Origin of the sequence: Amycolatopsis dongchuanensis, from assembly GCF_039542405.1 — a bacterium.
Classification (GTDB): Bacteria; Actinomycetota; Actinomycetes; order Mycobacteriales; family Pseudonocardiaceae; genus Amycolatopsis_E; species Amycolatopsis_E sacchari.
In genome coordinates, this window is sequence record NZ_BAABIB010000072.1 from 20,011 (window position 1) to 43,841 (window position 23,831).

Consider the following 23,831-nt stretch of genomic DNA (forward strand, 5'->3'; position numbering starts at 1 on the left):
CGCGTGCCCGGAAAACCCCAGTGGCCCACGTCACGCTGAAGTTCGGGTGTAAAACAGTAGGAAGTCCGAGTATTTTGGGGACATGAGCGCGTCCCTGTACGAAGCTGTGCACCCGGTTCGGTTCGTGACGGCGTCGAGCCTGTTCGACGGGCACGACGCCTCGATCAACATCATGCGCCGCATCCTGCAGGCGCAGGGCGCCGAGGTCGTGCACCTCGGGCACAACCGGTCGGTCGACGAGGTCGTGACGGCCGCGATCGACGAGGACGCCCAGGGCGTGGCGATCAGCGCCTACCAGGGCGGTCACGTCGAGTACTTCTCCTACCTCGTGGAGCTGCTGCGCGAGCGCGGCGCCGGCCACGTCCGCGTGTACGGCGGCGGGGGCGGCGTGATCGTGCACGACGAGATCGAGCTGCTGCACTCGCGCGGGGTGGCCCGCATCTTCTCCCCGGACGACGGCCTGGAACTCGGGCTGCCCGGGATGATCAACCTGATGATCCGCGAGTGCGACTTCGACCTCGCGGCACGGCAGGCCGGTTCGCCGGAGGACCTCCTCGCCGGTGACGTGCCCACGCTCGCGCGCGTGATCACGCGGCTGCAGGCGGGGGTGCTGGACGAGGACTGGCGGGCCCGGATCGCCGAGGCGGCCACGAACAGGAGCGTGCCGGTGCTGGGTATCACCGGTACCGGTGGCTCGGGCAAGTCCTCGCTGACCGACGAGCTGGTGCGGCGGTTCCGGCTGGACCAGCAGGACAAGCTGCGCATCGCGGTGCTGGCGATCGACCCGACGCGCCGCCGGGGCGGCGGGGCGCTGCTGGGCGACCGGATCCGGATGAACTCGCTCGGGTCGTCGGTGTACTTCCGGTCCCTGGCCACGCGCACCACGAGCGGTGAGATCCCGGAGGGGCTCGACGACGCGATCCTGGCGTGCAAGGCCGCCGGGTACGACCTGGTGATCGTGGAGACGCCGGGTATCGGCCAGGGTGACGCGGGGATCGTCGACCACGTCGACCACTCGCTGTACGTGATGACGCCGGAGTTCGGCGCGGCCTCGCAGCTGGAGAAGATCGACATGCTCGACTTCGCCGACGCGGTGGCGATCAACAAGTTCGAGCGCCGTGGTGCGGAGGACGCGCGCCGGGACGTGGCGCGCCAGCTGGTGCGCAACCGCGAGGAGTTCGGTGCCTCGCCCGAGGACATGCCGGTTTTCGGGACCAGTGCGGCGAAGTTCAACGACGACGGTGTGACGTCGCTGTACCAGTTCCTGCGGGACCTGCTGGCGGACAAGGGACTTCCGGTCGCCGCGGGCACGCTGCCGCGCGTCGAGGGCAAGGTGTCCACGGGTGCCAGCACGATCATCCCGACGTCGCGCACGCGGTACCTCGCGGAGATCGCGGACACCGTCCGCAGCTACCACCGGCACACGCAGGAGCAGGTCGAGGCGGTCCGCGAGCGCGACCAGCTGGCGGCGGCGAAGGCCGCGCTGGAGAAGGTGGACGCGGACACCACCGCGATCTCCGAGCTGCTCGACGAGGCGGAGTCGCGTGTGGACGGTGAGACGCGGCGGCTGCTGGAGCACTGGCGGGAGCTGGCGGAGTCCTACCGCGGCGAGGAGCTGGTGTTCAAGGTGCGCGACAAGGAACTGCGCACCCAGCTGTGGCGGGAAACGTTGTCCGGCAACAAGATCCCGCGTGTCGCGTTGCCGCGCTACACCGAGAACGGCGAGCTGCTGTCGTTCCTGCGCCGTGAGCACCTGCCCGGCTACTTCCCCTACACGGCGGGCGTTTTCCCGTTCAAGCGCGAGGGCGAGGACCCGGCGCGCATGTTCGCGGGGGAGGGTGACGCGTTCCGCACCAACCGGCGGTTCAAGTACCTGTCCGCGGAGTCGCCCGCGAAGCGCCTGTCCACCGCCTTCGACTCGGTGACGCTGTACGGGCACGACCCGGACACCCGGCCGGACATCTACGGCAAGGTCGGCACTTCCGGTGTGTCGATCGCATCGCTGGAGGACATGAAGGCCCTCTACGACGGGTTCGACCTGACTGCGCCGAACACGTCGGTGTCGATGACCATCAACGGTCCCGCGCCGACGATCCTCGCGTTCTTCCTCAACACCGCGATCGACCAGCGCGTGGACGCCTTCCGCGCCGAGCACGGCCGCGAGCCGGCGCCCGAGGAGTTCGACGAGCTGCGCGAGTGGACGCTGCGGCAGGTGCGCGGCACGGTGCAGGCGGACATCCTCAAGGAGGACCAGGGGCAGAACACCTGCATCTTCTCCACCGAGTTCTCGCTGCGGATGATGGCCGACATCCAGGAGTGGTTCATCGAGCACGGGGTGCGCAACTTCTACTCGGTGTCGATCTCCGGGTACCACATCGCGGAGGCCGGGGCGAACCCCATCTCGCAGCTGGCCTTCACGCTCGCCAACGGGTTCACCTACGTCGAGTCCTACCTCGCGCGCGGGATGCACATCGACGACTTCGCGCCGAACCTGTCGTTCTTCTTCTCCAACGGCATGGACGCGGAGTACTCGGTCCTGGGCCGCGTCGCGCGGCGGATCTGGGCCACGGCGATGAAGGAGCGCTACGGCGCGAACGAGCGCTCGCAGAAGCTCAAGTACCACGTGCAGACGTCCGGCCGCTCGCTGCACGCGCAGGAGATGAGCTTCAACGACATCCGCACGACGCTGCAGGCGCTGTGCGCGCTGTACGACAACGCGAACTCGTTGCACACCAACGCTTATGACGAGGCGATCACCACTCCGACGGAGAACTCGGTGCGCCGAGCGATGGCCATCCAGATGATCATCAACAAGGAGTGGGGCCTGTCGAAGAACGAGAACCCGCTGCAGGGCTCGTTCATCATCGACGAGCTGACCGACCTGGTCGAGGAGGCCGTGCTCACCGAGTTCGACCGGATCTCCGAACGCGGCGGCGTGCTCGGGGCGATGGAGACGGGCTACCAGCGCGGCCGCATCCAGGACGAGTCGATGCTGTACGAGCGGCTCAAGCACGACGGCTCGCTGCCGATCGTCGGGGTGAACACGTTCCGCAACCCGCACCCCGAGGACGACGAGGTCGAGGTCGAGCTGGCGCGCGCGACGGAGGAGGAGAAGCAGTCCCAGCTGCAGCGCGTGCGGGACTTCCAGCAGCGGCACCGCGCGGAGGCCGAGCAGGCGCTGAAGGCGCTGCGTGAGGCGGCCACGAGCGGGGAGAACGTGTTCGCGGTCCTGATGGACGCGGCGCGGGTGTGCACGCTGGGCCAGATCACGGACGCGTTCTTCGAGGTCGGCGGTCAGTACCGCCGGAACGTGTAGCGCGTCACGCCCGGACGGCGGTGAGGTGCCAGACCGGCATCGGCAAGCGCCCCTGCCCGTCGAGCCGCTTCCCCGGCGCGTCGGGCAGGGCCTGTCCCGGGACGGTGGTCGCGTAGTGGGCCGGGACCAGGCGGGTGATCCGCCAGCCCTCGCCGAAGGTGCGGCGCAGGTTGTCCTCGGAGACGGTCGGCGGGCCCGGGCATCGAGGCCAGCTCCTCGGAGGACCAACAGCAGCACGCGTACGGGACCAACCGCTTACCGGCCCGGCCCGACGATGCGAGGAACAGGGCGTTGCCGCCCGGGCCGGGCCCCGTAAGGGCACCTCCGCATGCGCGTGAACGCACCCGGAGGTGCCCCCCGGGGAATAGCCGGCGGCGGTGCCGGGTTGCGCGGACGTATGAAGTACGGAATCGCCACCTTCGTGACCGACGAGACGATCCAGCCCGCACCGCTCGCCCGCGCCCTGGAGGAACGCGGTTTCGACTCCGTGTTCCTGGCGGAGCACTCGCACATCCCGGCGAGCCGGGAGACCCCGTACGAGGGCGGTGGCGAGCTGCCGGACTACTACCGCCGCACGCTCGACCCGTTCGTGGCGCTGTCGGCGATGGCGGCGGTGACCGAGGATCTCCTGCTGGCGACCGGCGTCGCGCTGGTGATCCAGCGGGACGTGATCCACACGGCGAAAGAGGTCGCCAGCCTGGACCTGATCTCCGGCGGCCGCGTGCTCTTCGGCGTCGGCGTGGGCTGGAACCGCGAGGAGATGCGGAACCACGGCACCGAGCCGCGCACCCGCGGCGCCCTGCTGAACGAGCAGATCGAGGCGCTCAAGGCGATCTGGACGCAGGAGCAGGCCGAGTACCACGGGAAGTTCGTCGACTTCGACCCGATCTTCGCGTGGCCCAAGCCGGTGCAGGCGCCGCACCCGCCCGTCTACGTCGGCGGGGAGAGCCCGAAGGCGCTGGACCGCCTGCTCAAGCACGGCGACGCCTGGCTGCCGCGCCCGCACACCGAGATCGCGGAGATCAAGCGGGTGCGCTCGTGGCTGGCCGACAACGGCCGTCCGGACGTGCCGTTCACCGTGTTCGGCGCCCCGGCCGACAAGGGCAAGCTGGAGCAGTACGCCGAAGCCGGCGTCGAGCGCGTCACGTTCTTCCTGACGCCGGGGCCCGAGGCCGAGGCGCTGAAGAAGCTCGACGAGTTCGCGGCGCTCCGGTGAAGGTCGGCATCAGCACCTTCGTCACCGACGAGAGCATGCCGCCCGCCGCGCTGGCCAAGGCGGTGGAGGAGCGCGGTTTCGACGCGTTGTTCCTCGCGGAGCACTCGCACATCCCGGTCTCCCGCGAGACGCCGTACCCGGCGGGCGGTGAGCTGCCGCGTCCGTACTTCCGGGCGCTCGACCCGTTCGTGGCACTGGCCGCGGCCGCGGCGGTGACGAAGTCGCTGCGCCTGGGCACGGGGGTCAGCCTGCTGGTCCAGCGTGACGTGATCCACACCGCGAAATCCGTCGCCAGCCTGCACCTCATCTCCGGCGGCCGCGTGCTCTACGGCGTCGGCGTGGGCTGGAACCGCGAGGAGATGCGCAACCACGGCACCGACCCGCGCACGCGGGGCAGGCTGCTCGACGAGCGGATCGAGGCCCTGCGGGTCCTCTGGAAGGACGACGAGGCGAGCTACTCCGGTGAGCACGTCCGGTTCGACCGGGTCTTGCAGTGGCCGAAGCCCGCGCAGCCGCCGATGATCTACATCGGGGGCAACAGCGAGGCCGCCGCCGACCGGGCTCGACGGCTCGGGGACGGCTGGTTGCCCAACGCGGTGCGCGATCCCGCGCAGGTACCGGCGCAGCTCGCCATGGTGCGGGACACCGGCCTGCCGGTGACGGCCACGTCGGCGCCGCCCGACGAGCGGCTGTTCGCCGCGTACGCCGAGGCCGGCGCGGAACGCGTCACGCTGTCGCTGCCACCCGGGCCGGAGGCGGACACGCTCCGCAGGCTCGACGAGTTCGCCGCGCTGCGCTGAAGCTCGGTACGGTTGCCCTATCGCACGTCAGAAAGGTTGATGAGGTCGTGAGTGACGTTCAGATCGGCATCGCCGCGGCGCTGGAGCAGTTCTCGCCGCGCGAATCCATCGAGCTGGCCGCGCTGTCCGAGCAGCACGGGTTCTCCGGGCAGATGGCCGCGGACCACTTCCAGCCGTGGGTGCCGCAGCAGGGGCAGGCGTCCTTCGTGTGGAGCGTGCTGGCCTCGCTCGCCGAGAACACGACCGGTGACCTCGGTCCCGGCGTGACGTGCCCGTCGTTCCGGCTGCACCCGGCGATGGTGGCGCAGGCCGCCGCGACGCTGGAGGCCACGTACCCGGGCCGCACGTGGCTCGGCATCGGTTCCGGTGAGGCGCTCAACGAGCACATCATCGGCGGCTACTGGCCCGAGGCGCCCGAGCGCGTGCGCCGCATGTTCGAGGCGCTGGAGATCATCCGCAAGCTGTTCAGCGGCAAGGACGTCAAGCACTCCGGTGAGTTCTTCAAGCTGCACACCACGCGCCTGTGGACGCTGCCGGACACCCCGCCGCCGGTCTACATCGCCTCGGCGGGCCCGTACACCTCGCGCAAGACCGGTGAGCTGGCCGACGGGCTGATCACGCCCGGTGCCTCGCTGGACAAGCTGGCCGGCATCCTCGACAACTTCGCGCAGGGCGCCCGCAAGGCCGGCAAGGACCCCGACACGATGCCGAAGCTGCTGCAGGTCCACCTGTCCTGGGCGGAGACCGACGAGCAGGCGCTGGCCAACGCGATGGACCAGTGGCCCAACGGCGGGATGAAGTTCCCGAAGGCCGACGTCCGCTCGCCGTTCGACTTCGCGCAGATGGCGAAGCTGGTGCGCGAGGAGGACTTCGAGGGCCGCATGGTCATCTCGTCCGATCCCGACGTGCACCGCCAGTCGCTCCAGCGCTACATCGACGCCGGGTTCAACCGGATCTACGTGCACAACGTGGGCCGGAACCAGAAGGAGTGGATCGAGGTCTTCGGCCGCGAGGTGCTGCCCAAGCTCAAGGCTTGAGCAGCGCGGCGAGCTGGCCCGTGCCGTCCGTGAGGGCCTTGGCCATCGAGCGGTAGCAGGCCAGCGGCGCCGAGGTCAGCACGATCACGACGTACCGGGAGTCCTGCCCGAGCAGGCCCGTGGTGTGGAAGTAGGCGGTGTTGCCGGTGCTGCCCCAGCCCTGCTTGATCGCCCAGGTCGTGCCGGGCAGGCCGTCCGGGATGCCGAAGAACTGGTCCGTGCCGTCCGCGGCCGTTCGCGACGCGTGGTACATGGCGTCGTAGATCAGGTCGCGGGCGGCGCCGGGCACGTTGTCCTCGAGGTACCGGTACACCGCGACCAGGTCCTCGGGGGTGACCTTGGTGGCTCCCCACTGGCCTGCCGCGCTGGGCGGCTGGGTGCTGGTCAGGCCCATCAGCTTCACGTCCCGGGTGATGATGGACGTGCCGCCTTCGCTCATCCAGAACGCGCTGGCGATGCTGTCGTCGCTGGTCGAGAGCATCTTGGTGAGGCGGTTCTGAATGGCGGGGCCGGGCACGTGCCAGTCGTTGCGCGCGAGCACGTCGATGGCGATGAGCAGCTTCACCACCGACATGCTGGAGAACGTCGTGTCGGCGTTGAGGCTGGTGACCGCCTGGCCCGCGGTGCGGTCGTAGACCTCCAGCCCGACCTTCGCGTCGGGCACGGTGCGGCGCACGGAATCCTGCACGCGGTTGGCGAGCTGCCGGGCGTCCGCGGCGGACAGCGCCGGTGGCGGCGCCGGCGCGGAGTCCGTGGCCAGCGCCGGAGTGGTGGTCTCCGTCGGCTGGGGCTGCGACTGGGGTTGCGGTGCGGCGGAGACCCTCGTGCTGGCGGCCGAGATCGAGGCCTCGTCGTGCGTCACCGAGACCACGATCATGACTGCGGCGCCCGTCGCGACCGCTGCGAGCACGGCCCGTGCGACCGTTCCACGTTTCACATGCCAAGAAACGCGGTCACCCGATCGGGTTGTTGCGTCTCACCGCGAACTCAAACGTGACGCTCAGCGGATTGACAGCCCGCACACAGCCAAGATCACCGAACGCGCCGGCGCGTGTTCAGCCCGCAGCGGGCCGGTCCAGCAGCAGGTGCACCGACAGCTCCAGCCGGTTCGCGACGTCGGCGGCCGAAGCGCGCCGGGTGACCCACGCGACCAGGTTCGCCATCCACACGTCGGCGATGAGGTGGAAGACCGCGCGGTCGTGCTCGGTCGGCTCCTCGATGCGCATGGCCTTGGCGAACATGTCCTCCATCAGCCGCCCGACCTGCTCGACCTCGGCGGCCGCGGTCGTGTCGGCGAACATGAACGCCCGGACCATGGCCTCGGTCAGGTGCGGGTCGCGCTGCATCATCCGCGTGTTGCGGTTGAGCACGAAGATCAGCCGCTCGCCGGGCGTGTCACCCGGGATGGCGCTGCGCTCCAGCTTGTCCTTGGCGCGCTCGAACTCCCTGGCCAGGCCCGACACCAGCAGGTGGATCTTGGACGGGAAGTAGCGGTACAGGGTGCCCAGCGCGACGTCGGCCTTGTCGGCGACCGCGCGCATCTGGACCGCGTCGTAGCCGCCCTTGGACGCCAGCGCCAGCGTGGCGTCGATGATGCGCCGGCGGCGGTCCCGCTGCGCGGCGGAACCGAGCTCGTCACCCAGCCCGTTCCTGGTCTGGGCGGTTGCCCTCGTCTTACCGGCCATCGACCTCTGCTCCGAAACTTGTTCCACTGTCGGTGCACAGCTTACCTAACGGTCTTCCTTCGGAAAAACTGAAACACGTTCTATAGTTGGCTCCATGGTCATCGGGGTGACGGCGGAGCAGCGGGCCTGGGCGGAGTCGGTCCGGCGCGGGGCGGTGGCGGAGCTGTGTTCGGTCGCGCTGCCGGAGGAGCTGGGCGGCGTGGGCGGCACGGTGACCGACCTCGCGGTCGGCCTCGCGGAGGCGGCCGCCGCACTGACGCCGGGGCCGCTGTTCGGCACCGCGCTGGCGGGACTGGTGCTGGCCCGCCGGCCCGATTCGGCGCTGGCGAAGGAACTGGTCCCGCGGCTGGCGGACGGCAGCGCGCGGGCGGCGGTCGCGTTCGGACCCGGCGGCCTGGTGATGACCCCTGAACTGCGGGTGCGCGGCCGGACGGATCCGGTGCTCGACGCGGATCCCGGGGCGTATTCGCTGCTGGCGGCCGATCGCGCCGGGGAGACGGTGTGGTTCGTGCTGCCGCCGCGTCCGGTCGAGCACGCCGATGGTCTGGACCTGTCCCGTGAAGTCGGCTTTCTCGTGCTGGACGAGGAGATCCCGCAGAGCGCCTTGCTGGACGAACCGGTCGCCGAACTCGCCGCGACGCTGGCCGCCGCCGAGGCGGCCGGTGTGGCGGACTGGTGCGTGCGCACCGCGAGCGAGTACGCGAAGGTCCGCGAGCAGTTCGGCAGGCCCATCGGTTCGTTCCAGGCCGTCAAGCACCTGTGCGCGGAGATGCTGTGCCGCGCCGAGGTCGCGGCCGCTCTGGCCTGGGACGCGGCGGAGGCGGGTGGGGCGCACCCGCTGGCGTCGGCGGTCGCGGCGGCGGGAGCGCTGGACGCGGCCGTGGACAACGCGAAGGACTGCATCCAGGTGCTGGGCGGCATCGGGTTCACGTGGGAGCACGACGCGCACCGCTACCTGCGGCGGGCGGTGACCCTGCGGCAGCTGCTCGGCGGTTCCGGGCGGTGGCGGCGGCGCGCGGCGGAGCTCGCGTTGTCCGGGCAGCGGCGGCAGCTCGGGGTGGCGGTCGCGGAGGATCCCGTGGTGCGCAAGGAAATCGCCGCGATCGCCGCGTTGCCCGAGGACCAGCGGCGGGTGCGGCTGGCCGAGACCGGGTACCTCGTGCCGCACTGGCCACGACCCTATGGGCTCGACGCCGGTCCCGAGCAGCAGCTGGTGATCGACGCGGAGCTGCGCCGGGCGGGAGTCCGGCGGCCGGACCTGGTGATCGGCGCGTGGGCGGTGCCGACGATCCTCGAACACGGCACGGCCGAACAACAGGAGCGGTTCGCCGGTCCCACGCTGCGGGGCGAAATCACGTGGTGCCAGCTGTTCTCCGAGCCGGAAGCGGGTTCGGACCTCGCCTCGCTCCGGACGAAAGCGACCAAAGTGGACGGTGGCTGGCGGCTGTCGGGCCAGAAGATCTGGACCTCGCTGGCGCGGGAGGCGGACTGGGCGATCTGCCTGGCCCGCACCGATCCCGACGCCCCCAAGCACCGCGGCATCACGTACTTCCTCGTCGACATGACGTCTCCCGGCATCGACATCCGGCCGCTGCGGGAGATCACCGGGGACGCCGTGTTCAACGAGGTGTTCCTCGACGACGTGTTCGTGCCCGACCGCGATGTCGTCGGCGAGGTGCACGGCGGCTGGCGCTTGGCGCGCACGACGCTGGCGAACGAGCGGGTCGCGATGGGCGGCGGGTCGTCGGTCGGCGAGGCCGTCGAGGAGCTGCTGTCCGCCGCGGCCGGGCCCAGCGAGCGGCTGGGCGCGCTGGTGACCGAGGGGACGGCGTGCTCGCTGCTCGACCTCAGGGCGACCTTGCGGCGGCTGGCGGGCCAGGACCCCGGCGCGGAGTCGAGCGTGCGGAAGCTGATCGGCGTGCGGCACCGGCAGGCGGTGGCCGAAGCGGCGCTGGACCTGCGGGGGCCCGCCGGGGTGGTGGACGGGGCCGCGCAGCACGAGTTCCTGCTCACCCGGTGCCTGAGCATCGCGGGCGGGACGGAGCAGGTGCTGCTGACGCTGGCGGCGGAACGGCTGCTCGGTCTGCCGCGCTGAGCTGTCGGTGGTCCCGCCTATCGTGGGACCGTGGAGCTCACCCCGGACACGCACGCGATCTTCGTGCCCTCGGACCCGCCGCGTGACGGCGTGCTCGCGCTGTGGGGCGACGGCGCGGGTCCCACGCCGGTGGAGCTCGTGCTGCCGCAGGGCAAGGCGTTCCGGCGGACCACAGTGGACGCGCACGTGCTGCCGCTCGCCGAAGCGCTGCCGTTGCTGCTGTCCGTGCGCGAGCCCGCCTCCCCGGCGGTGGCCGCCTGGTCGGCCGCCGTGCACGCCGCGCTCACCCTCGTCGCGCGCGGTCGGCTGCTGCCCGCGGTCACCTCCGGCGGCGTCGACACGTGGCGCGTGGGGCCGCTCGACGGCGCCGATGAGGCGTTGCTGCGTGACCTCGCGGCGGCGTTGCCGCCCGAGGCGCACGCGTTGCCGTTGTCCGGGCTCAAACGCGTCCGGCTGCACTCGCCCGAGACGCTGGTGCGCGCGCTGTGGGACGCGACGGCCGACGTGCTGGTCCGGTCACCCGCCGCGAGCGTCGTCGCGGGCGGACCGGCCTTCGCCTCGCCGCAGCCGACGTTGCTCGACGCCGCGGACGCGGAGTGGCTCGCCGCGCAGCAGCCCACCGGCGCCCAGCTCCAGCTGCGCGTCGAAATCCGGGAGGAGGAGCCCGAGCAGTACACGTTCGCGGCGGTGCTCGCGTTGCGCAGCGCGCTCGACCCGAGCCTGGTGGTCGACGCCGCCACGCTGTGGGACGCGCCGGACGCGGTGCTCGCCCGCCTCGGCGACCAGGTCGAGGCTCAGCTGCTGCTGGCGTTGCGGCGCGGGGCGCGGGTGTGGCCCCCGCTGGGTCGCGCGCTTGAAGCCGCCACGCCTGCCGAGGTCCTGCTCACCGACGACGAGCTGGTGGAGCTGCTCGACACGGGCAGTTCCGCGCTCGGCGCCGCGGGCGTGGAGGTGCTGTGGCCACGCGGGATGTTCAGCGAGGGCGTGCGGGTGCAGGCGAGCGCCACTCCGGCGCCGGGGAGCGAGGCGAACGCCGCGTTCCGCATGACCGACCTGCTGAAGTTCCGGTGGCAGCTCAGCCTCGGCGGCGAGACGCTGACCGAGGCCGAGATCACCGCGCTCGCCGAGGCCAAGCGGCCGATGATCCGGCTGCGTGGCCAGTGGGTGCGGGTCGACAGGGGCATGCTCGCGAAGCTGCGCCGCGGTGGCCGCGAGCTGACCGCCGCCGAGGCACTGGCCGCGGCGCTGACCGGGGCGCTGGAGGTCGACGGCGAGGAGCTGGATTTCGCGCCGCCGCCCGCGTTGTCCGGCCTGCTCGACCGCATCCGCGAGGTGCCGTCCGCGCAGGTGGAAGTGCCGTCCGACCTGCAGGCGACGTTGCGGCCCTACCAGCGCGCCGGGATCGCGTGGCTCGCGCGCATGACGGAGCTGGGGCTGGGCGGCGTCCTCGCCGACGACATGGGGCTCGGCAAGACGATCCAGCTCATCGCGCTGCACCTGCACCGGCGTGCGCTCGGCGCGGGGCCGACGCTCGTGCTGTGCCCGACGTCGCTGCTGGGCAACTGGGAGCGCGAGTTCGCGAAGTTCGCGCCTTCGGTGCCGGTGCGGCGGTTCCACGGCGGCAGGCGGCACCTCGACGAGGTCGCGCCCGACGAGGTGGTGCTCGCAACGTACGGGGTGCTGCGCCGCGACCGCGAGGCGCTGGCGGAGGTGGGCTGGGGGCTGCTGGCCGCCGACGAGGCGCAGCACGTGAAGAACCCGTTGTCCCGCACGGCCAAGGAGCTGCGCCGCGTGCCCGCCGCCGCGCGCGTCGCGCTCACCGGCACCCCGATGGAGAACCGGCTCACCGAGCTGTGGTCCATTTTGGACTGGACGACACCGGGGCTGCTCGGCTCGCTGGACCACTTCCGCCGCACCGTCGCACGGCCGGTGGAGCGCGACCGGGACCGCGAGCGCACCGAGCGGCTGGCCGCCACCGTGCGCCCGTTCCTGTTGCGGCGCCGCAAGAGCGACCCCGAGATCGCCCCGGAGCTGCCGCGCAAGACGGAGACCGACCGGTTCGTGCCGCTGACCACCGAGCAGGCCACGCTGTACGAGGCCGTCGTGCGGGAGAACCTGGCGATCATCCGCGAGTCGCAGGGCGTGCAGCGGCGCGGGCAGGTGCTCAAGCTGCTCACCGAGCTCAAGCAGATCTGCAACCACCCCGCGCAGTACCTCAAGCAGAGCGGGCCGCTCGCGGGCCGGTCGGGCAAGCTGACCGCGTTCGAGGAACTGCTCGACGTGATACTCGACGAGGGCGAGAGCGTGCTGGTGTTCAGCCAGTACGTGCAGCTGGGCAAGCTGCTCGTGGCGCGGCTGGCCGAACGCGGGCTGCCCGCGGAGATGCTGTCGGGCGCGACGTCGGCGAACCGGCGTGAGGAGCTGGTGGCGCGGTTCCAGGGCGGTGACATCCCGGTGTTCGTGCTGTCGCTCAAGGCGGGCGGCGTCGGCCTCAACCTGACCCGCGCGACCCACGTGATCCACTACGACCGCTGGTGGAACCCGGCGGTCGAGGACCAGGCGACCGACCGCGCGTACCGGATCGGGCAGGACCGGCCCGTGCAGGTGCACCGGCTGATCGCGGAGGGCACGCTGGAGGACCGCATCGCGGCGGTGCTGGAGTCCAAGCGCGGGCTGACCGAGGCCGTCGTCGGCGCGGGGGAGGACTGGCTCACCGAGCTGTCCGACGAGCAGCTGGCCGAGCTCGTGCGCCTGGGTGAGCAGCCGTGACCCCGCGCCGCACCTTCGGCGGCACGTGGTGGGGCCGGGCGTGGGTGGAGGCGCTGGAGGGGCGCGCGGAGCTGGACCCGAACCGGCTGCCGCGCGGGCGCACGTACGCGAGGAAGGGCCGGGTCAGCGCGCTGGACGTGACGTCGGGCGAGGTGCGGGCGTTCGTGCAGGGCAGCCGTTCCGTGCCGTACCGCGTGAAGATCCGCACGGCGGTCTTCGGTGACGAGCAGTGGTCCGCGCTGCTGGACATCATCGGGCGCCGCGCGGGGCACGCCGCCGCCCTGCTCGACGGCGAACTCCCGCCGGAGCTGGCCGAGGACGCGCGCGAGGCCGGGGTGGACCTGCTGCCGGGGCCGGGCGATCTGAAGCCGCGGTGCTCGTGCCCGGACACCGCCGATCCGTGCAAGCACTCGGCAGCGGTGTGTTACCTGGTGGCCGACGAGGTCGACGCGGATCCGTTCGTGTTGTTCCTGTTGCGGGGCAGGGGTCGTGAGGCGGTGCTATCGGAGCTGCGGGCCCGGCGGGCGCGCACCACGGTGGTCGAGGAACGGGTCGAGCCGGGGTTATCGCCCGAGGACGCCTTCGCGCGTGCGGTCGCGCCGTTGCCCCGGCTCCCGGCGCCGCCGGCGGAGCCCGGGCAGCCGGTGACGCTGGACCTCCCGCCGCCCGGCGTCTCGTTGCGGCCCGACGTCCTGGCCGGGCTGGCGGCGGACGCGGCGGCGCGGGCGCGCGACCTGCTGCGGGGTGGGCCGCTGGAGCTGACGGCGGAGGAGGACCTGGCCCGCCGGGCCGTGCACGGCGACGTGATCAGCCTGGCCAGGGCCGCGGGGCTGCCGGCCGGAGAACTCCGCCGCTGGGCGACCGCTTGGCAGGCGGCGGGCCGGGGCGGGCTGGCCGTCCTGCGCGAATCCTGGCAGCCACCACGCGGTGCGCTGCTGGCGGCCAAGGCCGAACTCGACGACGCCGACCTGCCGGGCGAGACGAAGGTCTGGCGCAACCGCCTCACCCGCGCCGACGTCCAGCTCCGGCTGGGCCAGGACGGTCTGTGGTACCGGTTCCGCCGCGGTCCTCAGGGCTGGCTGCCCGTCGCCCCCGGCTCCCGCGCTCCGCTGGACGCGATGACGGACTACCCGGCGAGCGAGCGCAGGTAGGCCCACTCCAGGAAGCGCTCCACCCCGCGGACGACGTGCGCGCTGCGGATGGACGGGAAGATGTCGAAAGCGTGCTGTGCGCCCGAAATCTCCGCGTAGGCGACCGGATTCGGCGACACCGCGCGCAACCGCCGCACGAACTCGCGGGCTTCGGCCACCGGGACCATCGTGTCGCGCTCGCCGTGGATGACGAAGAACGGTGGCGCCTTGTCGTTGATCCGGTCCAGCGGAGAGGCGGCGACGTAGTCCTCGTGGAACCGGACCGGGTCCTTGCCGACGACGAACCGGGCCAGCAGCGTCTTGAGCCGGTACTCGCTGGCCTTCGCACCGCTCGTCGCGGCGAAGTCGTAGACGCCGTAGTGCGGGACGCAGGCCTGGATCGTCGTGTCTTCGTCCTCGAACCCGGGCTGCAGCTTCGGGTCGTTCGGGGTCAGCGCCAGCAACGCCGCGAGGTGCCCGCCCGCGGACCCGCCGGTGGCGGCGAGGAACGCCGGGTCGCCGCCGTAGCCGTCGATGTGCTCGCGGATCCACGCCACCGCCCGCTTGATCGCGACGATGTGGTCCGGCCAGTGGGCCTTGGGCGAGAGCGGGTAGTTGACCGCGACGCCGATCCAGCCGCGCTGGGCCATGTGCTGCATCAGCGGGATGCCCTGGTGGTCCTTGCTGTCGACCATCCACGCGCCGCCGTGGATCTGCAGCAGCACCGGCCTGCCCTCGACGGTCTCGCGCGGCCGGTAGATGTCGAGCAGGAACCGCTTGCCGCCGGGCGCGTACGCCACATCCCGATCTCGCCGGACTTCCGGGTTGCGCATCCGGAACGGCATCACGAGCTGCCCCCACGGCGTCGCCAGGTCCTTCGGGTCCGGCGGGCGGCGCAGGTCCTCCAGGTACTGCTCGCCCAGCGCCTCGGCGAGCGCGTGCTCCACCTCGCCACGGGCTCGCTGCGCGTCGGCGATCAACGCGCCGAGCCCGGCCATCGACGCCATCGACAGGGCCAGCCCGGCGCGGTCGGAGCGCGTGCGCAGCCCGTGCCGCGCGAGGTGGGCCGCGGTGTCGGCGGCGGTGAGCGCGAGCAGGTGCGGGGCCAGTTCGTTCGTGAGCCAGCCGGCGAAGAACGCGGGGATCGCGGCCCGTTCACCCGGCAGGGGGCGCAGTGCGTTCGCGGTGAGGGCGAGCTGTATCGCCCGCCGGGTGAGGAAACGCGGTCGCATAAAGCTGATCTTAGGCTTTCCGCCTAGGATGAGCAGGGTGCAACCGCTCAGTGGCCTGGACGCCAGTTTTCTGTACCTGGAAACACCTTCGCAGGTCCTGCACATCTGCGGCCTGCTCACGCTCGACGGTTCGACGATGCCCGGCGGATATCGCTTCTCCGCGTTCCGCGAGAAGCTGGCCGAACGGGTCGCCGCCATTCCGGAATTCCGCCGGAAACTGCACAATTCGCCGCTGAACTTCCTGCACCCGGTGTGGGTGGAGGACGAGGGGTTCGACGTCGACTCCCACCTCCACCGGGTCGCCGTGCCCTCCCCGGGCGACCGGGAGACGCTGGCGGAACTGTGCGCGCACTTCGCCTCGCAGCCGCTGGACCGCGATCGCCCGCTGTGGGAGATGTACGTCATCGAGGGGCTCCCCGGCGACGGCGTCGCGGTGCTGCTGAAGATGCACCACGCCACCGTCGACGGCGTCAGCGGGGCGAACCTGATCGCGTACCTGTGCGGGCTGGAGCCCGATTCGCTGCTGCCGCTGCCGGAGCGGGAGGACAACCACGAGCCGCCGGGCCACCTCGACCTGCTGCGCTCGAGCCTCGTGTCGCTGGCCCGCCGTCCCGTCGAGGTCGCGAAGCTGCTGCCCGACCTGCTGGAGATGGCGCCGCGCTGGATCGGCCGCGCGCTCAAGCGCACCGGGATGCCGGTGCCGTTCACCGCGCCCCGCACGTCCTTCAACCGCACGATCACGGGCCTGCGCACGGTCGCGTACACGAGCCTGGAGCTCGACGAGATCAAGTCCGTGAAGAACGCCTTCGGGGTGACGGTGAACGACGTCGTGCTGGCGCTGTGCGCCGGGGCGCTGCGCCGGTACCTGGAGGCGCGCGGCGAGCTGCCGGACGAGCCGCTGGTCGCGACGGTGCCGGTGTCGGTGCAGGACCGCGTGGAGGAGAGCACGGGCAGCAACCAGGTCTCGGCGTTCTTCGCGCAGCTGCCCACGCAGCTGGCCGACCCCGCCGCGCGCATCTACGCGATCGCGGAGAGCAACCGGGTCGCGAAGGAGCACCACTTCAGCATCAAGCCGGAGATGCTGCAGGACTGGGCGCAGTTCGCCGCGCCGCGGTTGTTCGGGATGGCGGTGCGGGCCTATTCGGCGCTGCGGCTCGCGGAGAAGCACCCCGTGGTGCACAACCTGGTCGTCTCGAACGTGCCGGGCCCGCCCACCCCGCTGTACCTGCTCGGCGCCAAGATCACCGGTTTCTACCCACTGGGGCCGGTGTTCCACGGCGCCGGGCTGAACATCACCGTGTTGTCCAACGCGGGCAGGGTGGATGTGGGCCTGCTGGGCGCACGAGAACTCGTTCCAGAGTTGTGGTCACTGGCCGACGCGCTGCCGGAGGAGATGAAAGATCTGCTGGAGGCCGCTCGCGGTCTTGCCTGAGCCGCACTCCTCGGCTAAGACTAGAACAGGTTTCAGTCTCAGCCTGAGGAGCCGGCGTGGACTTCACCCTCGACGAGGCCCAGCGGGAGATCGCCGGCCTGGCCGCCGACGTCCTCGCGCGTGAGATCGACTTCGGCCGCCCGCCGGGGCCCGGTGGCTACGACGAGCAGGTGTGGCACGCGCTGGCCAAGGCCGGGCTGCTGAACCTCGCGGTGCCCACCGAACTCGGCGGGGACGGACTGGGCCTGGCCGAGGTCGCGGTGCTGCTCACCGAGCTCGGCCGCGCCGCCGCGCCGGTGCCGTCGCTGACATTGGCGTTCGGCCTGCTGCCGCTGGCGGCGCTCGGCACCCCCGAACAGCGGGCCTGGCTGCTGCCGGAGATCGCGAGCGGGGATGCGCTGGTCACGGCGGCCCCACACGAACCGTCGGCCCCGCTCACGGCCCAGCCGGAGACTCGCGCTGTTGCCGAGAGCGGCCGGTGGCGGCTCACCGGGGTCAAGACGAACGTGCCGTTCGCGGCCGCCGCCACGCGGGTGCTCGTGCCCGCCGGGACCGGGGTGTTCCTCGTCGACCCGCGCGCCGAAGGCGTCACGGTCGCCGGGACGACCCTGCGGCTGGACGGCGTCGTGGTGGACGAGGCCGACCAGCTCGGCGGCGCCGACGCGCTCGAAGTCCTCCGCCGGTACGCGATGGCGGGCATGCTCGCGCTCGGCGACGGCGCGCTCGCCGGGGCACTCGACCTCACCACGCGGCACGTCGCGCAGCGGCACCAGTTCGGCCGTCCGCTGGCCACCTTCCAGGCGGTCGCCCAGCAGATCGCCGACGTCTACGTCGCCTCGCGCACCGTGCACCTCGCCGCGCTGTCCGCCGTGTGGCGGTTGCACACGGGCCGGGACCCGCAGCCGGATCTCGACGTCGCGGCGTACTGGCTCGCCGAGGAGGCACCACCCGCACTGGCGACCTGTCATCACCTGCATGGCGGACTCGGCGTCGACATCAGCTACCCGCTGCACCGGTACTACGCGCAGATCAAGGAGCTGAGCGCATGTTTGTCGAGCTGACACCCGCTCAGCGACGGCTCCGGGCCGAGCTGCGCACGTACTTCGCCGGGCTCGTCACCCCCGAGGAACGCCGCGCGCTGCTGCGTGAGCGGCACGGCGAGACGTACCGGCGCATCGTGCGGCGGATGGGGCAGGACGGCTGGCTCGGCGTCGGCTGGCCGGAGGAGTACGGCGGGCGTGGCTTCGGCGACCTCGAGCAGCACCTGTTCGCCGACGAAGCCGCCCGCGCCGACGTGCAACTGCCCTCGGTGACGCTGCAGACGGTCGGCCCCACCCTGCAGCGCTACGGCACGGAGGCGCAGAAGAAGGCGTTCCTGCCGCGCATCCTCGCCGGGGAGGTCCATTTCGCCATCGGGTACACCGAACCGGACGCGGGCACGGACCTGGCGTCGCTGCGCACGAGCGCGGTCCGCGACGGGGATTCCTACGTCGTCAACGGGCAGAAGATCTTCACCACCGGCGGCCACGACGCGGACTACATCTGGCTCGCGGTCCGCACGGATCCCGCGGCTCCCAAGCACAAGGGCATCTCGATCCTCATCGTGGACACCCGCGACCCCGGCTACTCGTGGACGCCGATCATCACGTGCGACGGCGCGCACCACGTCAACGCCACGTACTACACCGATGTGCGCGTGCCCGTCGACATGCTAGTGGGGGAGGAGAACCAGGGCTGGCGCCTGATCACCACCCAGCTCAACCACGAACGCGTCATGCTCGGTCCCGCCGGACGCATCGGCGCGCTGTACGACCGGGTGCACGCGTGGGCCGCCGCGCGTGACCTGCTCGACCTCCCCGACGTGCGCCGCGCGCTGCGCGAAACCGCGGCCACCACGAGGATCAACGAGCTGCTGAACTGGCAGGTCGCCGCGTCCCCGCCGGAAACACCGGTCGACGTGGCCGACGCGTCGGCCACGAAGGTCTTCGGGTCCGAGCGCCTCCAGCGGATCGGGCGGCTGCTGGAGGGGCTCGTCGCGCGGCACGGCGACCTCGGCGACCCGGAGACAGCCGAGCTCGCGGAGTGGCTCGACGTGCAGGCGCGCCGCAACCTCGTGCTGACGTTCGGCGGAGGGGTCAACGAAATCCAGCGGGAGCTGATCGCGACCGCCGGGCTGGGACTGCCGAGGGTGCCGCGATGACGATCGAAGAGGCCGCGGCACGCATTGCCGCACAAGGGGAATCCCGGCCCCGGCTCGCCCGCGACCCGGTGAACCCGGCGATGGTGAACAACTGGCTGGAGGCGCTGGGCGACACCAACCAGCGCTACGCCGCCGAAGGCATCGCGCCGCCGGCGATGGCGCAGGTGTGGACGATGAACGGGCTGCACGGACAGCGCGCCACCGACGATCCCCTGGGTGCGATGATGGCCGTGCTCGACGACGCCGGGTACACCTCCGTCGTCGCGACGAACTCGGAGCAGAACTACCGGCGGCACCTGCGGCACGGCGAGCACGTCGCGGCGACCACCCGTCTGGACGGCGTTGTCGGTCCTAAAAGGACAGCACTCGGTGAGGGCTACTTCGTGACCACCACGACCACGTGGTACGTGGGCGACGAGGTGGTCGCGGACATGATGTTCCGGGTGCTCAAGTTCAAGCCGAAGCCCGCGCAGCCCGGGGTGCTGCGGCCGGTGATCTCCCGGGATACGGAGTTCTTCTGGGAGGGCACGAAGGCGGGGGAGCTGCGGATCCAGCGTTGGGGCGACGTGCTGCGGCACCCGCCGGGGCCGATGCCGCCGGACGGCAACCTCGACGCGAAGCCGGACTGGGTCGTCGCGAGCGGGCGCGGCACGGTGTACAGCTACGTCGTGCACCACCGGCCCGCCGTACCGGGAAAGCGCTTGCCGTTCGTGATCGCGCTGGTGGAGCTGGAGGAGGGCGTGCGGATGGTGGGCGAGGTGCTCGACGTGGAATCTGTCCACATCGGACAACCGGTGGTGGCCGAGTTCGTGCGCGTGGACGACGAGCTGACGCTGCCGGCGTGGCGGGTGGTCCCGTGATCGGCACGCAGCTGCCCCCGCTGACGATCGAGGTCACGCCGACCTTTGTGATCTCCACCGCGCTGGCGACGCGCGACTTCCAGGACGTGCACCACGACCGGGACGCCGCGATCGCCCGTGGCTCGAAGGACATCTTCGTCAACATCCTCACCGACACCGGCCTGGTGCACCGGTTCGTGACGGACTGGGCGGGGCCGCGCTCGTTCGTGCGCTCGATCAAGATCCGGCTGGGTGTGCCCTGCTACGCCTACGACACTCTGACGCTGTCGGGCGAGGTCGTCGAGCAGGACGGCGACGAGGTGACGATCCGGGTGTCCGGTCGGGGCGATCTCGGGGAGCACTTGGCCGGCATCGTGACGGTGGGAGGTGTGTCGTGACGCTGTCCGGAGCGGCCGCGATCGTCGGTGTGGGGGCGACGGAGTTTTCCAAGGACTCCGGCCGCAGCGAGCTGCGCCTGGCCGCGGAGGCGGTGCAGGCAGCACTCGCCGACGCGGGTCTCCGGCCGTCCGATGTGGACGGTCTGGTGTCGTTCACGATGGACTCCAACGCGGAGGTCGCTGTCGCTCGCGAGCTGGGCATACCGGAGCTGACGTTCTTCAGCCGCATCCACTACGGCGGCGGTGCGGCGGCTGCGACGGTGCAGCAGGCGGCGATGGCGGTGGCGACCGGGGTGGCGGACGTGGTGGTGGCGTACCGGGCGTTCAACGAGCGCTCCGGGATGCGCTTCGGGCAGGTGTCGGCCGCGGCGGCGGGGCAGGTGAACTCCTCGGGCGTGGACAACAGCTTCCATTACCCGATGGGGTTGGGCACGCCGGCCGCCACGGTGGCGATGGTGGCGCAGCGTTACCTGCACGAGTACGGCGCGACGAGCGAGGACTTCGGCCGGGTGGCGGTGGTGGACCGCAAGCACGCGGCGACGAACCCGCGGGCGTGGTTCCACGGCAAGCCCATCACGCTGGCGGAGCACCAGGCGTCGCGGTGGATCGTGGAACCGTTGCACCTGCTGGACTGTTGCCAGGAGACCGACGGGGCGGTGGCCCTGGTGGTGACGAGCGCCGCCCGGGCGAGGGACCTGCCGCACCCGCCCGCGGTCGTGACGGCGGCGGCGCAGGGCAGCGGGCCGGACCAGTACACGATGACCAGCTACTACCGGGACGAGCTGGCGGCGCTGCCGGAGATGGGCGTGGTGGGGCGGCAGCTGTGGGCGCAGTCGGGCCTGCGGCCGGAGGACGTCGACGTGGCGGTGCTGTACGACCACTTCACCCCGTATGTGTTGCTGCAGCTGGAGGAGCTGGGTTTCTGCGGCCGCGGGGAGGCGAAGGACTTCATCGGGGGCGGGACGCTAGAACTGGACGGTGCGCTACCGCTGAACCCCCACGGCGGCCAGCTGGGGGAGGCGTACGTGCACGGCATGAACGGCATCGCGGAGGCGGTGCGGCAGGTGCGGGGCACGGCGGTGAACCAGGTGGCCGGTGTGGAGCACGTGCTGGTGACAGCAGGCACAGGCGTACCGACAAGCGGCCTGGTGTTAGCCCGCGACGCGGGTTGACGCCAGGCGGCGTTCCGGCGCCGCGAGGTCGGTCGGCGGCGGGTGGGTGGGTTTGCCGACTGGCGGGGGATCACGCCGCCCCCGAGCCGTCAGCCGCCACCGCCGAGTCACCACTCGCCACCCGCGAGCCGTCCCCCGCCAGCCGCGAGCCGTCGGCCGCCACCCCCGAGCCGCGAGCCGTCCCCGCCAGCCGCCACCGCCGAGCCGCCAGCCGTCGGCCACCAGCCGGCGGTCGCCAAGCCGCCAGCCGTCGGTCGCCACCCCCCGAGCCGCCACCCGCCAGCCGTCAACCGCGAGCCGTCACCCGCGCCCCCCAGCCGCCGCCAACCGGGCATCCAGAGCCAGGGCGCGCGGTCGCAGCCAACCGGCATTGCAGGCTATGGCGCGCGCGGTCGCCAACCGGCATCACAAGCTGGCGGCCTGACGTGAGCTCGCGACCCGATTGACCACCGCCGACGGGTGCGCCCTGCCCCGCGACGCCACTTGGCGACCGGCGGCCAGGCTCCACCCCGCGGCGCCGCTTGACGACCGGCCAGGGCCGCCCACTCCCCGCTGATCCACGAGGCGCGCCCCGCCTCTCCGGCCATTGACGGGCGCGGTCACCCGGCCGAAGGAGACCGCTCACTCGCATGGCGCAACTACCGTCACCAACCGAGAAGGCGCGGTATCCCACAAGGGATCCCGCCACGCCACGACGGCGGGTGATGGTGCATTTCACCTGCTTGACGGCTAGCTCGGGGACTACCGCGTCGGCGACGGTGGGAGGTATGCACATCCCGGACTTCCTCGCGTGGAGCCTCACGGTGCTTTTCGCGTTGCTGGCTGTGCCTAGTGTGTACCGGTTGACGCGGCTGCACGGCGGGGTCGATGCCGATGTGCGGCAGCGTGATCTGGCCGAGCTCCTGATGGTCGTGGTGATGATCGCGATGGTGTCCCCGCTGGGCGGGCCCATCCCGGCGGCGGGCTGGCAGGCTGTGCTGGCCTTGACGGCGGGCTGGTTCGCGGTCGCGGCGTTCCGGGGGCGGCAGTGTTCCCCGGTGCACCACACGGTTTGTGCCGCGGCGATGTTGTACATGATCACGGCGATGCCCCGGCACGGCATGGAACACGGCCCGTGGCTCACGATGTCGGAGATGCCGGGCCGGCTGGCGTGGCCCGTGCTCGCGGTGCTGGCCGTCGCGTACTTCGCCGTGGACACAACGAGATCCGGCTTGGCGGCATGGCGCGAGGTGCGCGGTGCCCCGGTCCGGGAGGTGCTGCTGACCCGCCCGGTCCACCGTGCGGCGATGGGCGCGGGCATGGCGTACATGCTGATCGCCGGCGTGGTCCCGGCCTGAACGTCACGTCGTGATCAGCACCGCGTCCGCGAGCGCGGGGGCATCCCGCTCGACGGTGTTGGTGGCGAGCAGTAGTCGTTTCCCGTCCTGCCACACCCGTGTCCGCAAGGTTTCGCCCGGGAACACGACGCCCGCGAAGCGCGCCGAGAACGACTGCGCACGCGTGACGTCGCCGTCCAGCACCGCGTCGGTCACGGCCTTCGCGACCATCCCGTAGGTGCACAGGCCGTGCAGGATCGGCGCGTCGAACCCGGCGCCGCGGGCGAACTCCGGGTCGGCGTGCAAGGGATTCCGGTCACCGCACAACCGGTACAGCAGCGCCTGCTGTGGCAACGTCGGCGTGTCGATCGTGGCGTCCGGCTCCCGATCGGGCCGCTCCACCTTTTCGGAGTCACCCCGTCGTCCCCCGAAGCCGCCCTCACCTCGCGCAAAAATTCTCGACTGCGCGGTCCACAGTGGAGTACCATCGGAACCGGCAACGCTCGTCTCGCTCACCACGACCGCGGCCTTGCCCTTGTCCAGCACATCGACAACCCGAGTGTGCCCGACGGCTTTCCCCTCGACCGGGATCGGCCTGTGCACGGTGACGGCCTGCGCGCCGTGCACGACTTTCGCCAGGTCTATCTCGATGCCCGGCATCCGTACGGCGGGCGCGTCGACGCTGCGCAGGTTCGCCGCGACCGTCGCGAAAGTGGGCAGCACATGGAGGTCGCGCTCGTAGGCGTAGCGCAATTCCGCCGGGTTCGTGGGATCCGAGCCGGCGCCGAGTGCGAGGTGGTACAGCAAAACATCGGACGCCGTCCAGGAAAAGCTGACCTCACCGAGGTCGGCACCGATGGCGAGCGCGGGGTCGATGGGCACGCGGCACTCCTACTCGTAGGTGACCGACACCTCGTCGGTCAGCGGCACCGACTGGCAGGCGAGGACGATGCCGTCGGCGATGTCGTCGGAGTCGAGGACCTCGTTGTTGAGCATCTTGACCTCCCCGGCGACGAGGCGGCAGGCGCAGGCACTGCACTGCCCCTCGCGGCACGAGTAGGGCGCGTCGAGCCCTTGGTCCAGCAGGAAGTCGAGCAACTTTCGCTGCCGCGGCCAGGCGTACTCGTGCCGCACCCCGTCGAGGTCCACCCGCAGCCTGGTCGCCCCGTCGCTGGGAGACGCCGGTTCGGCGCC

Annotated in this window: 18 protein-coding genes and 1 pseudogene; 14 read left to right on the forward strand and 5 right to left on the reverse strand. The window is 71.6% G+C overall.

Annotation, left to right across the window (positions count from 1 at the left end):
• Window positions 1-82: 82 nt before the first annotated feature.
• From icmF to ABFX51_RS16290, 4 genes are all read left to right on the forward strand, one after another.
• On the forward strand, window positions 83-3,316 hold the full coding sequence (gene icmF, locus ABFX51_RS16275; RefSeq protein ID WP_346054141.1) for a fused isobutyryl-CoA mutase/GTPase IcmF: 3,234 nt from the start codon (window positions 83-85) through the stop codon (window positions 3,314-3,316).
• 397 nt (window positions 3,317-3,713) lie between these two features.
• Window positions 3,714-4,532 carry an LLM class F420-dependent oxidoreductase gene (locus ABFX51_RS16280; RefSeq protein ID WP_091510030.1) on the forward strand — a complete coding sequence of 273 codons (819 nt, stop codon included), beginning with the start codon at window positions 3,714-3,716 and terminating at the stop codon, window positions 4,530-4,532.
• Window positions 4,529-5,332 carry an LLM class F420-dependent oxidoreductase gene (locus ABFX51_RS16285; RefSeq protein ID WP_346054142.1) on the forward strand — a complete coding sequence of 268 codons (804 nt, stop codon included), beginning with the start codon at window positions 4,529-4,531 and terminating at the stop codon, window positions 5,330-5,332. Before ABFX51_RS16280 ends, ABFX51_RS16285 begins: the two co-directional genes overlap by 4 nt.
• A gap of 47 nt (window positions 5,333-5,379) precedes the next feature.
• Window positions 5,380-6,369, forward strand: a complete 990-nt coding sequence (locus ABFX51_RS16290) for a TIGR03557 family F420-dependent LLM class oxidoreductase (protein WP_091510035.1) — start codon at window positions 5,380-5,382, stop codon at window positions 6,367-6,369.
• On the opposite strand, the gene ABFX51_RS16295 is transcribed toward ABFX51_RS16290, so the two are convergent.
• Both ABFX51_RS16295 and kstR read right to left on the reverse strand, forming a co-directional pair.
• Window positions 6,359-7,279: a serine hydrolase gene (locus ABFX51_RS16295; protein ID WP_346054143.1), complete on the reverse strand. Its 921-nt coding sequence runs from the start codon at window positions 7,277-7,279 to the stop codon at window positions 6,359-6,361. The genes ABFX51_RS16290 and ABFX51_RS16295 overlap by 11 nt on opposite strands.
• Before the next feature lie 145 nt (window positions 7,280-7,424).
• A complete protein-coding gene (gene kstR, locus ABFX51_RS16300; RefSeq protein ID WP_346054144.1) occupies window positions 7,425-8,054 on the reverse strand; it encodes a cholesterol catabolism transcriptional regulator KstR in 630 nt (209 codons plus the stop codon).
• Window positions 8,055-8,148: 94 nt separating this feature from the next.
• Here kstR and ABFX51_RS16305 point away from each other — a divergent pair, with 94 nt between their 5' ends.
• Genes ABFX51_RS16305 through ABFX51_RS16315 form a run of 3 tightly spaced genes read left to right on the forward strand, consistent with a single transcriptional unit; the run spans window position 8,149 to window position 14,069 of the window.
• Entirely contained in the window at window positions 8,149-10,149 is a 2,001-nt protein-coding gene (locus tag ABFX51_RS16305) for an acyl-CoA dehydrogenase family protein (protein ID WP_346054145.1), read from the forward strand.
• A gap of 30 nt (window positions 10,150-10,179) precedes the next feature.
• Window positions 10,180-12,918, forward strand: coding sequence for a DEAD/DEAH box helicase (locus ABFX51_RS16310; protein WP_346054146.1), 2,739 nt, complete (start codon window positions 10,180-10,182; stop codon window positions 12,916-12,918).
• Entirely contained in the window at window positions 12,915-14,069 is a 1,155-nt protein-coding gene (locus ABFX51_RS16315) for an SWIM zinc finger family protein (RefSeq protein WP_346054147.1), read from the forward strand. The genes ABFX51_RS16310 and ABFX51_RS16315 overlap by 4 nt, the downstream gene beginning before the upstream one ends.
• Here the strand turns inward: ABFX51_RS16315 and ABFX51_RS16320 are convergent.
• Window positions 14,045-15,280: an alpha/beta hydrolase fold domain-containing protein gene (locus tag ABFX51_RS16320; protein ID WP_346054148.1), complete on the reverse strand. Its 1,236-nt coding sequence runs from the start codon at window positions 15,278-15,280 to the stop codon at window positions 14,045-14,047. The two genes, ABFX51_RS16315 and ABFX51_RS16320, sit on opposite strands and share 25 nt — an antisense overlap.
• A 37-nt stretch (window positions 15,281-15,317) precedes the next feature.
• Here ABFX51_RS16320 and ABFX51_RS16325 point away from each other — a divergent pair, with 37 nt between their 5' ends.
• The 7 genes from ABFX51_RS16325 (at window position 15,318) to ABFX51_RS16355 (ending at window position 22,658) form a co-directional block, all read left to right on the forward strand.
• A complete protein-coding gene (locus tag ABFX51_RS16325) occupies window positions 15,318-16,712 on the forward strand; it encodes a WS/DGAT/MGAT family O-acyltransferase (RefSeq protein WP_346054149.1) in 1,395 nt (464 codons plus the stop codon).
• 56 nt (window positions 16,713-16,768) lie between these two features.
• The gene (locus ABFX51_RS16330; RefSeq protein WP_346054150.1) at window positions 16,769-17,773 is read left to right on the forward strand and encodes an acyl-CoA dehydrogenase family protein; all 1,005 of its coding nucleotides are present in this window, start codon (window positions 16,769-16,771) and stop codon (window positions 17,771-17,773) included.
• Complete coding sequence (locus tag ABFX51_RS16335; protein WP_346054151.1) at window positions 17,758-18,912, forward strand: acyl-CoA dehydrogenase family protein; 1,155 nt, start codon at window positions 17,758-17,760, stop codon at window positions 18,910-18,912. Before ABFX51_RS16330 ends, ABFX51_RS16335 begins: the two co-directional genes overlap by 16 nt.
• On the forward strand, window positions 18,909-19,772 hold the full coding sequence (locus ABFX51_RS16340; RefSeq protein ID WP_346054152.1) for a bifunctional MaoC family dehydratase N-terminal/OB-fold nucleic acid binding domain-containing protein: 864 nt from the start codon (window positions 18,909-18,911) through the stop codon (window positions 19,770-19,772). The genes ABFX51_RS16335 and ABFX51_RS16340 overlap by 4 nt, the downstream gene beginning before the upstream one ends.
• A complete protein-coding gene (locus tag ABFX51_RS16345) occupies window positions 19,769-20,149 on the forward strand; it encodes a MaoC family dehydratase (RefSeq protein ID WP_346054153.1) in 381 nt (126 codons plus the stop codon). Before ABFX51_RS16340 ends, ABFX51_RS16345 begins: the two co-directional genes overlap by 4 nt.
• Window positions 20,146-21,321, forward strand: a complete 1,176-nt coding sequence (locus tag ABFX51_RS16350) for a lipid-transfer protein (RefSeq protein ID WP_091510062.1) — start codon at window positions 20,146-20,148, stop codon at window positions 21,319-21,321. Before ABFX51_RS16345 ends, ABFX51_RS16350 begins: the two co-directional genes overlap by 4 nt.
• 767 nt (window positions 21,322-22,088) lie before the next feature.
• Window positions 22,089-22,658, forward strand: coding sequence for a DUF5134 domain-containing protein (locus ABFX51_RS16355; protein WP_091510349.1), 570 nt, complete (start codon window positions 22,089-22,091; stop codon window positions 22,656-22,658).
• 3 nt (window positions 22,659-22,661) lie between these two features.
• Here ABFX51_RS16355 and ABFX51_RS16360 read toward each other — a convergent pair whose 3' ends face one another.
• Window positions 22,662-23,519: a MaoC/PaaZ C-terminal domain-containing protein gene (locus ABFX51_RS16360; protein WP_091510065.1), complete on the reverse strand. Its 858-nt coding sequence runs from the start codon at window positions 23,517-23,519 to the stop codon at window positions 22,662-22,664.
• 9 nt (window positions 23,520-23,528) lie between these two features.
• Window positions 23,529-23,804, reverse strand: a pseudogene (locus ABFX51_RS16365) (2Fe-2S iron-sulfur cluster-binding protein); the annotation flags it as partial.
• Window positions 23,805-23,831 lie beyond the last annotated feature (27 nt).

Coding starts and splice junctions, on each gene's coding strand:
- ABFX51_RS16335 (WP_346054151.1), top strand. CDS start 17,758: ATGTTTGTCGAGCTGACACCCGCTCAGCGACGGCTCCGGGCCGAGCTG.
- ABFX51_RS16340 (WP_346054152.1), top strand. CDS start 18,909: ATGACGATCGAAGAGGCCGCGGCACGCATTGCCGCACAAGGGGAATCC.
- icmF (WP_346054141.1), top strand. CDS start 83: ATGAGCGCGTCCCTGTACGAAGCTGTGCACCCGGTTCGGTTCGTGACG.
- kstR (WP_346054144.1), bottom strand. CDS start 8,054: ATGGCCGGTAAGACGAGGGCAACCGCCCAGACCAGGAACGGGCTGGGT.
- ABFX51_RS16320 (WP_346054148.1), bottom strand. CDS start 15,280: ATGCGACCGCGTTTCCTCACCCGGCGGGCGATACAGCTCGCCCTCACC.
- ABFX51_RS16305 (WP_346054145.1), top strand. CDS start 8,149: ATGGTCATCGGGGTGACGGCGGAGCAGCGGGCCTGGGCGGAGTCGGTC.
- ABFX51_RS16280 (WP_091510030.1), top strand. CDS start 3,714: ATGAAGTACGGAATCGCCACCTTCGTGACCGACGAGACGATCCAGCCC.
- ABFX51_RS16355 (WP_091510349.1), top strand. CDS start 22,089: ATGCACATCCCGGACTTCCTCGCGTGGAGCCTCACGGTGCTTTTCGCG.